The 9,214-nt window shown below is 69.6% G+C and carries 8 protein-coding genes and 1 pseudogene; 5 read left to right on the forward strand and 4 right to left on the reverse strand.

All coding sequences use genetic code 11. The annotated features are described in order from the left end of the window. Both DI573_RS12030 and DI573_RS12035 read left to right on the forward strand, forming a co-directional pair. Positions 1-462, forward strand: a pseudogene (locus tag DI573_RS12030) (ABC transporter ATP-binding protein); the annotation flags it as partial. Beyond that, on the forward strand, positions 459-1,145 hold the full coding sequence (locus tag DI573_RS12035) for a hypothetical protein (protein WP_292814546.1): 687 nt from the start codon (positions 459-461) through the stop codon (positions 1,143-1,145). The pseudogene DI573_RS12030 and the gene DI573_RS12035, both read left to right, overlap by 4 nt. A 33-nt stretch (positions 1,146-1,178) precedes the next feature. Here the strand turns inward: DI573_RS12035 and DI573_RS12040 are convergent, their stop codons facing one another. After that, entirely contained in the window at positions 1,179-2,264 is a 1,086-nt protein-coding gene (locus tag DI573_RS12040) for an ATP-binding protein (RefSeq protein WP_292814549.1), read from the reverse strand. A 58-nt stretch (positions 2,265-2,322) separates the two neighbouring features. After that, positions 2,323-2,622, reverse strand: coding sequence for a chorismate mutase (locus DI573_RS12045; protein WP_292814551.1), 300 nt, complete (start codon positions 2,620-2,622; stop codon positions 2,323-2,325). A gap of 60 nt (positions 2,623-2,682) precedes the next feature. On the opposite strand from DI573_RS12045, the gene DI573_RS12050 reads away from it, so the two are divergent. Next, a complete protein-coding gene (locus tag DI573_RS12050) occupies positions 2,683-3,936 on the forward strand; it encodes an AI-2E family transporter (protein WP_292814554.1) in 1,254 nt (417 codons plus the stop codon). A gap of 339 nt (positions 3,937-4,275) precedes the next feature. Here DI573_RS12050 and DI573_RS12055 read toward each other — a convergent pair whose 3' ends face one another. Together DI573_RS12055 and DI573_RS12060 are read right to left on the reverse strand one after the other, a co-directional pair. Next, complete coding sequence (locus DI573_RS12055; RefSeq protein ID WP_292814558.1) at positions 4,276-5,616, reverse strand: beta-propeller fold lactonase family protein; 1,341 nt, start codon at positions 5,614-5,616, stop codon at positions 4,276-4,278. A gap of 2 nt (positions 5,617-5,618) precedes the next feature. Then, the gene (locus DI573_RS12060) at positions 5,619-6,905 is read right to left on the reverse strand and encodes an adenylosuccinate synthase (RefSeq protein ID WP_292814561.1); all 1,287 of its coding nucleotides are present in this window, start codon (positions 6,903-6,905) and stop codon (positions 5,619-5,621) included. Between the two features lie 98 nt (positions 6,906-7,003). Between DI573_RS12060 and DI573_RS12065 the strand changes: the two genes are divergently transcribed. Next, positions 7,004-7,729 carry a Pr6Pr family membrane protein gene (locus DI573_RS12065; protein WP_292814564.1) on the forward strand — a complete coding sequence of 242 codons (726 nt, stop codon included), beginning with the start codon at positions 7,004-7,006 and terminating at the stop codon, positions 7,727-7,729. Between the two features lie 165 nt (positions 7,730-7,894). Continuing rightward, positions 7,895-9,214, forward strand: a 1,320-nt coding sequence (gene argG / locus DI573_RS12070; RefSeq protein ID WP_292814566.1) for an argininosuccinate synthase, incomplete at its 3' end; no start/stop codon positions are given.

Below are 9,214 nucleotides of genomic sequence, written 5' to 3' on the forward strand. Positions count from 1 at the left end.
TTCGACGAGCCGTACCTGGGCCTCGACGCCGTCGCCCGTCAGATCTTTTACGACCGCCTGCTCGAGGACTACACCGAGCACCCGCGCACGGTGATCCTCTCGAGCCACCTGATCGACGAGGTCTCGAACCTCATCGAGAAGGTCATCGTCATCGATCAGGGCCGCATCCTCATGGACGAAGACACCGACGCCGTGCGCGATCGCGCCACGAACATCGTCGGCGACGCGAGCGCGGTCGACGCGTTCACCGCGGGGCGCGAGGTGCTGCATCGCGAGACGCTCGGCCGCGTCGCCTCGGTCACCGTTCTCGGTCATCTGGACGCGGCCGACCGCGCCGAGCTCGACGCGACGGGCCTCGACGTCGCACCCGTGTCGCTGCAGCAGCTGATCGTGCGCGTCACCCAGAAGGCGGCCGAAGATCGCGCCGCAGCATCCACCGTCGATGAAGGAGCACTCCGATGAGTCGCACACTCAATGTCGTCCGCATGCAGCTGATCAACCGGCAGACCTACATCTGGGTGCCGCTGATCGTGCTCGCGGGAGCCTTCGTGCTGAGTCTGCTGATCTGGTCGATGATCCCCGTCGACAGCCCCAAGTACGGCGGAGGCGCGCAGGCGCCGCTGTGGTACTTCGGTGTCGTCGGGGTGCAGGCGCTCACGCTGACGTTTCCGTTCTCGCAGGCGATGAGCGTCACCCGGCGCGAGTTCTACCTCGGCACGCTGCTCACGGCGGTGCTGACCGGCGGCATCCTGGCGCTCATCTTCGTCGCCGGCGGCCTGATCGAGCGTGCGACGGGCGGGTGGGGGGTCAACGGCTACTTCTTCTACCTCGACTGGATCTGGGCCGCCGGGCCCGCGATGGCGGGTCTGTTCTACTTCGCCCTGGCCATGTTGTTCTTCGTCATCGGGTTCTGGGCGGCCACGATCTACAAGCGGTTCGGTGCACTGTGGCTGACCGTCGTGCTCGTCGGCATCGGCCTGGTGCTCGTCGGCCTCATGTGGCTGACCGGCCGCATGAACGCCTGGGCTCGCGTGTTCGAGTGGTTCGCGGTGCAGGGTGCCTCGGGCCTGACCCTGTGGGGTCTGCTGCTGATCGCGGTGCTCGCGGCATCCTCGTTCCTCACCCTGCGGCGCGCGGTCCCCTAACCGCTCGCCGCAGGGGCGATGGATGCTGTCGCGTCACCGCAGCGGAACCGGCACATCACGTCCGCCCTCCTGTGCCAGGCGCTCGCCCATCTGCACGAGGGCGGGCGCCTGCACGAACCCGCCCGCGAAGAGCGCCTGGCCCTGCGCGAATCCCGGGGAGCGCTCCAGCAGCGACATCGGCGCGTACCCGAACACCTCGGCGAGATCGTCGAGGTCCCGAGGCGAGCTCATGCGCATGAGCGCGAGGTTGTCGCACTGCGAGAGAGCGTTGGGGTGCACCTTGGTGGGACGCTGCGTGGAGAGCAGCAGCCACAGCCCGTACTTGCGTCCCTCGGCGGCGATCTGCACGATGCGTTCGGTGAGCAGGCGATCGACCGGGCTCGCGGGGTCGGGCGGGCACAGGTTGTGCGCCTCGTCGATGACGATGAGCCGCCCGATGCGCTCCTCCCGCTTCTCCCAGAGGTGATCGAGCGCAGCGAGCGCCGCCGCGCGCGCCTCCGCCTGCGTCGAGAAGCCGCCGAGATCGAGCACGGCCGCATCGGGCCGCTCATCGATGTCGTCGGTGATCGACCGCTTGCCCCACGCCCACAGATCCCAGTCGGCGACACCCAGGTTCTCGAGGCGCGTAGCGAGTCGTTGACGGATCGTGCCCTCACCCGCGCGCAGGTGCGCCACGAGGTCACCGTCCTTGACGTGCGGCATCTCGTCCTCGAAACGCAGCATCGTGTTGTACTCATCGAAATCGACCAGCGGATCGATCTGCATGAGCGCGGCCCGCGAGCGCAGCGGCAGCTGCAGGAAGCGCGCGTGCAGCGGCCGAACGGCATCACCGGGACGGAAGACGCGGATGTCCCGCGACGCCAGCTCCGCGGCCGCATCGGCGGCGACACCCTGGCGCACCTCGCCGAGGCGCACGAAGTCGGAGTTCGGGTCGAGGATCACCAGCGGCAGCCGCGTGTGCAGCAGCACCTGCTCGAGGAGAACCCCCAACGCGTAGGTCTTTCCCGAACCGCTCTGGCCGCACCAGAACGTGTGTCGATTCAGACGAGGTGCGAGCACGTGTGCGGGGGCGGGCAGGTCCGAGCCGATCAGCGAGCCGACGGGGAGTTCACGGGTCATGAGCGAATGCTAGGCCCGCCGCGGGCTGTGGCTCCAGCATCCGCGCCGCCTCCGCCCCTCAGCGCCCGTTCGCCGCCTGCTCGTGGTGGTGGATCACCTCGGCGACGACGAAGTTGAACCACTTCTCGGCGAACGCCGGGTCGAGGTCGGCGTCGAGCGCCAGGCGGCGCAGGCGCGCGACCTGCTCGACCTCGCGCGTCGGGTCGGACGCGGGCATCTCGTGCGTGGCCTTGAGCACACCGACCTGCTTGGTGCAGCGAAAACGCTCGGCCAGCATGTACACCAGCGCGGCGTCGATGTTGTCGATGCTGGCGCGCAGCCGCAGCAGCTCTTCGCGCGGATCGGTCTCTTGGCTCACGTCGGCCTCCTCCCCACCGAGGGTACCTGCAGCGCGCTCTCGCGCCCCTAGAGTGTGACCATGAGCGAGAAGACGCCCCGCGCAGCGCGCGATGCGGACGACGAGCCCCTGCCGCGGCGGCGCCGCGCAAAGCAGCCCCGGCCCGCGAAGGCACCCAGCCCGGCCGACTCCTTCACCCTCGCTCCGGCCCCGGGCGATCCGCACTACGTCGTCGCCGCCGACACGTACCAGCCGACCCCCGTCACAAGCGAGCCCGCCCGCTCGTTCTGGGCGCGCATCGACCGCCCCTTCGCGGTCGGTCTCATGGTCACCCTCGGCGCCCTCACCGCCTTCGTGATCGGGCTCGCCGTGTCGAACCTTTCGACCGTGCTCATCTACATCATGCTCGCGCTGTTCGCCGCGCTGGGCCTCGAGCCGATCGTCAATCGACTCATGAAGCTCGGCGTGCCGCGCGGGTGGTCCATCGTGATCGTCGTGCTCGGGCTCGTCGTCGTCGTGGTGGCCGTGCTGTGGCTGATCATCCCGACGGTCGTCTCGCAGATCTCGCAGTTCATCCGCGACATCCCCACCCTTATCCAATCGATGCAGCAGACCGAGTGGTTCCAGTCGCTCGAGGACATGTTCGGGGCGAGCCTGACCGACATGCTGTCCGCTCTGCAGAGCTTCCTCACCGACCCCGGCCATCTCGCGACGATCGGCGGGGGCGCCCTCCAGTTCGGTGTGGGGCTGGTGGCCGTCGTGTCGGGCGGGTTCACCACGCTCGTGCTGACGCTGTTCTTCCTCGGGTCGCTGCCGACCATGAAGCAGGCGTTCTACCGCCTCACTCCGGCGCGCGGTCGCACGAACCTCGCGGCGATGACGGAGCAGATCACCGGCTCGATCGGCAGTTACCTGATGGGCCAGGTCACGCTCGCGTTCGCGAACTCCGTCGTGGCCTTCATCCTGCACGCGCTGCTCGGATTGCCCTTTCCCGCACTCATGGCGGTCCTCGCGTTCCTGATCACCCTCATCCCGATGATCGGTTCGGTGCTGTTCTGGATCTTCGCGAGCATCATCGCCCTGTTCACCAGCCCGGTCGCCGCCTTGATCTTCGCCCTCGTCTACCTCGTGTACATGCAGATCGAGGCATACGTGCTGACGCCCCGCATTATGTCCCGCGCCGTGGACGTGCCCGGAGCGCTCGTCGTCATCGGCGCCCTCGTCGGTGGCACGCTGCTCGGACTCATCGGAGCGCTCGTGGCGATCCCGATCTCGGCCTCGATCCTGCTGATCATCAAGCAGATCTGGGTGCCACGCCAGGACGCCAAGGTCTGACACGGCGCCGCGCCGGTCGCGCGGTCTCGGGGGAACGGTCTCCCTGCGTCGCGCTGTCGGTGTCGCGCGGTCGGGCGGTTGCGCGGTCGGCGCGTTGCGCGGTCGGCGCGTTGCGCGGTCGGCGCGTTGCGCGGTCGGCGTCGCGCTACCCGGCCCGATCGTCGAACCCACATTCTTGCAGCGAGCCACCACACGACGGATGTCGGTTCGCTGCAAAAATGTGGGTTCGGGGCGGGCGCCGGCGCCGGGGCGGACGCGGGCGCGGGGCCGGAACGGGCGCCGGCGCCGAGGCCGGGCCGCAAGGCCCGGAGGCGACCCAGACGCGCGACGCCGGCGCGATCAGGGCCGGGCGGGCAGCAGCCGCGTGGGCGCTGGAACCGCGGCGCGATGCCGCACGCGACCGGGCACGCCGGTGCGGATGTCCAGCGAGAACGACACCACGTCGTTCGAGCGCTGACCGGCGACGAGCATCGTGTCGCGCACGACAAGGTGATGCCGCGGCCAGTCCACCCCCGACTCGACGAGCGCGACCGGCGCCAGCGTCTCACCCTGGCCGCGCACCCGCGCGACCGCGATGGTGTTGCTCCCGCGCAGACCGGTGTAGACGAACTCCGCATCGCGCGAAAGGGCGATCTCGGCGCCCGTGTCGCCGGCAAGATACCCGACGGGCGCGGGCATCCCGCCGACGAGTCCCCACCGTCCACTCCCATCGGGGGCGAGCACGAACACCTCGCACGAGAACTCCGTCACGACATAGAGATGCCCGCTCGGGTGCACGACCATGTGCCGCGGTCCGCAGCCCTGCGGCAGCACCACCTCGTGGTCGGCACGGAGCCCTGCGGCATCCACGCGCCAGATGCGCACGAGATCGAAGCCGAGATCAGTGGTCGCGATGCGCCCGCAGGGCAGGAACGCGGCGGCATGAGCCCGTGAGACGCGCACGGGCGCCTCCGCGGGCTCGCCCTCGACGGTGGATGCTGCGGCGACAGCGCCCGGGTCCTCCCGGTCGTGATCGGGCACCAGATGGGCGAACTCCGCACCCGCCGCTTCCCGCAGCGCACGGGCGGCCGCGGCGAGGTCCACCCCTCCTGCACCAGCCCAGGGTGAACCCGCACCCGCTGGACCCGCACCCGCGCCGACACCCGCACCTGCGACCGCGACCGCCGTCGCCGCATCGGCTCCCGCCGACGCAGGACCCGCACCCGCGCCAACACCCGCACCTGCGCCCGAGCCCCAACCCGAACCCGAGCCCGAGCCCGCGTGCGGATCGACCGCCGCGGCGGCCTCGACGCGGGAAACCGGCCTGCCGACAGCATCCAGCCCGATGCGCACGACCCGGCCATCACCCCAGCACGAGGCGACGAGAAGGGCACCGTCGGGAGACACCGCGGCGTGGCAGACGGCGTCGCCGACCTCGACCGCGCGGCCGAGCGGCACGAGCGCGGACGGCCCGGTGCGCCGGTAGCCCTGCAGCCGGCCCTCGCTCTCGAGCGTCGCGTAGACGACGTCGAGGGAGGGATGCGCCGCGAGCCACGAGGGGGATGCCGCCCGGGCGGCCGTGCCGACGAATCCGAGTGGCCCTCCCGCCGAGCCGTCATCGAGCCCGCCCGCGGCGAGCGCACCGACGCCCTCGGCGGCCGAGTCCATCTCGGGACCCCAGCCGCCGACCCAGAACTGCAAGGTCAGTCGACCAGGTCGTGGCGCACGATGACGGCGTCGCGCGCCGCCCCGACGCCGATCACCGAGATGCGGGTTCCGCTCATCTGCTCGAGGGCGAGCACGTAGTCCTGCGCCTCGATCGGCAGATCGTCGAAGGCGCGGGCCCCGGAGATGTCCTGCTTCCAGCCCGGGAAGTACTCGAGGATGGGCGTCGCGTGGTGGAAGTCGGTCTGGTTGACCGGCACCTCGTCGAAACGCTCGCCGTCGACGTCGTACGCGACGCACACCGGGATCTGATCAAGACCCGAGAGGATGTCGAGCTTGGTCAGCACGAGGTCGGTGATGCCGTTGATCCGTGTGGCGTAGCGCGTGATGGGCGCGTCGTACCAGCCCACGCGGCGGGGGCGGCCCGTGGTCGTGCCGAACTCGAATCCGCGCGAGCGCAGCCATTCGCCCTGCTCGTCGAAGAGCTCGGTCGGGAACGGGCCCGACCCGACGCGGGTCGTGTAGGCCTTGACGATGCCCACGATGCGATCGAGCCGGTTGGGGCCCACACCGGAGCCGATCGCCGCACCGCCGGCGGTCGCCGACGAGGAGGTGACGAACGGGTAGGTGCCGTGGTCGACATCCAGCATCGTGGCCTGTCCGCCCTCGAAGACGACCACGTCGCCCGCGTCGAGCGCGTTGTTCAGGAGCAGACCGGTGTCATCGACCATCGGACGCACCCGCTCGGCGTAGGAGAGCAGGTCTTCGACGATCTCGTCGACGGTGATGGCTCGACGGTTGAAGACCTTCACCAGCAGGTGATTCTTCTGATCGAGCGCGCCCTCGACCTTCTGGCGCAGGATGTTCTCGTCGAAGAGGTCCTGCACGCGGATGCCGACGCGGTTGATCTTGTCGGCGTAGGCGGGCCCGATGCCGCGCCCCGTGGTGCCGATCTGACGCTTGCCCAGGAAGCGCTCGGTGACCTTGTCGAGGGTGCGGTGGTACTGCGTGATGATGTGCGCGTTCGCGCTGATGCGCAGCCGCGACGTGTCGACGCCGCGCGCGCTCAGCGCCTCGAGCTCGTAGAAGAGCACCTCGAGGTCCACGACCACGCCGTTGCCGATGACGGCGTTCACGCCGGACGAGAGGATGCCCGAGGGCAGCAGGTGCAGGGCGTACTTCTCGTCGCCGATCACCACGGTGTGTCCGGCGTTGTTGCCGCCGTTGAATTTGACGACCCAGTCGGTGCGGTCACCGAGCAGGTCGGTCGCCTTGCCTTTTCCTTCGTCGCCCCACTGCACGCCGACGATCACGATGCCTGGCATTGGTCTACCCCCTGGGGACGGGCGCCGGGCGGCGCGGACGGCCCTGACGATCCTACCGGGCCGATATCCTGGCCCCACCGTCGACGCCCTGGAGGGTCATGCTGTACCCGATCGTTCGACTGCTCGTGGCCGCCGCGGCCGTCGTCGCCGTCTTCGCCCAGTTCGAGCGCTCGCTGAGCCTCGCCCTCGTCAGCCCGACCCCGTACGGCTCTCACATTCCGACGATGGTGACGAACTTCTTCAGCTTCTTCACGATCCAGTCCAACCTCGCCACAGCGGTCGTCCTGGCGATCGCGGCGATCTGGGCGCTGCGCCGCCGACGCGACACCACCCCCGAACCCTGGGGCATCGCCCTCGCCGTCACCTGCGTGACCACCTACATGGTCGTCACCGGAATCGTCTACAACACCCTGCTGCGCGGCATCGAGCAGGCCCCGGGCGCCGTCGTGGGCTGGTCGAACGAGATCCTGCACGTCTGGGTGCCCGTCTTCCTGCTCGTCGACGCCCTCATCGGCTATCGCCGCCGTGCGCTGCCGTGGCGCGCGGCGTTGATCGTGGCGATCTACCCGATCGCGTGGGCCCTGTACACGCTGGTGCGGGCTCCCTACATCACCAACCCGGGCACGGGGGTGCCGTACTGGTACCCGTATCCCTTCCTCGATCCGAACGTCGTCGCCGGCGGATACCTCGGGGTCATCGGGTACGTCGTCGGCATCGCCGTCGCGATCGTCACCGTCGCGTTCGGCGTCGTCGCGGTCGGGCGCTGGCGCGGCGCCCGGGTGGCAGCATCCCGCACCGCGCCCGGCGTGCAATCGCCGCACTGACCGCACCCACGACAGGAGTCGCGCCGAGAACAGGATCCGCGCGGCACACCGCTCCTGTCCTCGACCCATCTCCTGTTCTCGGCCCATCTCGCCGCTGAAAAGCGGGATGCTGTCGCCACAGCCGTGCGCTGAGTGAGCGCATCCGCCCTCACTAGACTGGAGGCCATGTCGAAGGTCCTCCAGTCCCTGCCCGTCGGCGAGCGCGTCGGCATCGCCTTTTCGGGAGGGCTGGACACCTCCGTGGCCGTCGCCTGGATGCGCGACAAGGGCGCGATCCCCTGCACCTACACCGGCGACCTCGGTCAGCCCGATGAGCCCGACGTCGACGCGGTGCCCGGCCGGGCGCTCGAGTACGGCGCCGAGGTCGCCCGGCTCGTGGACGCCAAGACCGCGCTGGTCGAGGAGGGCTTCGTCGCCCTGGCGTGCGGGGCCTTCCACATCCGCTCGGGTGGTCGCACCTACTTCAACACGACACCGCTCGGGCGCGCCGTCACCGGCACCCTGCTCGTGCGCGCCATGAAGGAGGACGGCGTCGACATCTGGGGCGACGGGTCGACCTACAAGGGCAACGACATCGAGCGCTTCTACCGCTACGGCCTGCTCGCCAACCCCCGCCTGCGCGTCTACAAGCCCTGGCTCGACGCCGACTTCGTCACCGAGCTCGGCGGACGCAAGGAGATGAGCGAATGGCTCGTCGCACACGGTTTCCCGTATCGCGACTCGGCTGAGAAGGCCTACTCGACCGACGCCAACATCTGGGGCGCGACGCACGAAGCCAAGACACTCGAGCACCTGGACGTCTCGCTCGAGACCGTCGAGCCGATCATGGGCGTGCGATTCTGGGACCCCGCGATCACCATCGACACCGAGGACGTCACGGTCACGTTCGAAGCGGGTCGACCCGTCGCGCTCAACGGCACGGAGTACGGCGACCCGGTCGAGCTGGTCCGCCAGGCCAACACGATCGGCGGCCGCCACGGCCTCGGGATGAGCGACCAGATCGAGAACCGCATCATCGAGGCCAAGAGTCGCGGTATCTACGAGGCGCCGGGCATGGCCCTGTTGTTCATCGCCTACGAGCGGCTGGTCAATGGCATCCTCAACGAAGACACCCTGGCGACCTACCACGAGCAGGGCCGGCGCCTCGGTCGCCTGATGTACGAGGGACGCTGGCTCGACCCGCAGTCGCTCATGCTGCGCGACTCGATCCAGAAGTGGGTCGGCACCTCGATCTCGGGATCCGTCACCCTGCGCCTGCGGCGCGGAGACGACTACACGATTCTCGACACGACGGGCTCGACGCTCTCCTACGCGCCGGAGAAGCTGTCGATGGAACGTGTGGGCGACGCCGCCTTCGGGCCCGTCGACCGCATCGGTCAGCTCACGATGCGAAACCTCGACATCGCCGACTCGCGCGCGCGTCTCGAGCAGTACGCGGGCCTGGGCCTCATCGGCGGAGCCACCGGCGCCCTCGTCGGTCGCGTG

It is taken from the genome of Microbacterium sp., assembly GCF_003248605.1.
Lineage (GTDB): Bacteria > Actinomycetota > Actinomycetes > Actinomycetales > Microbacteriaceae > Microbacterium.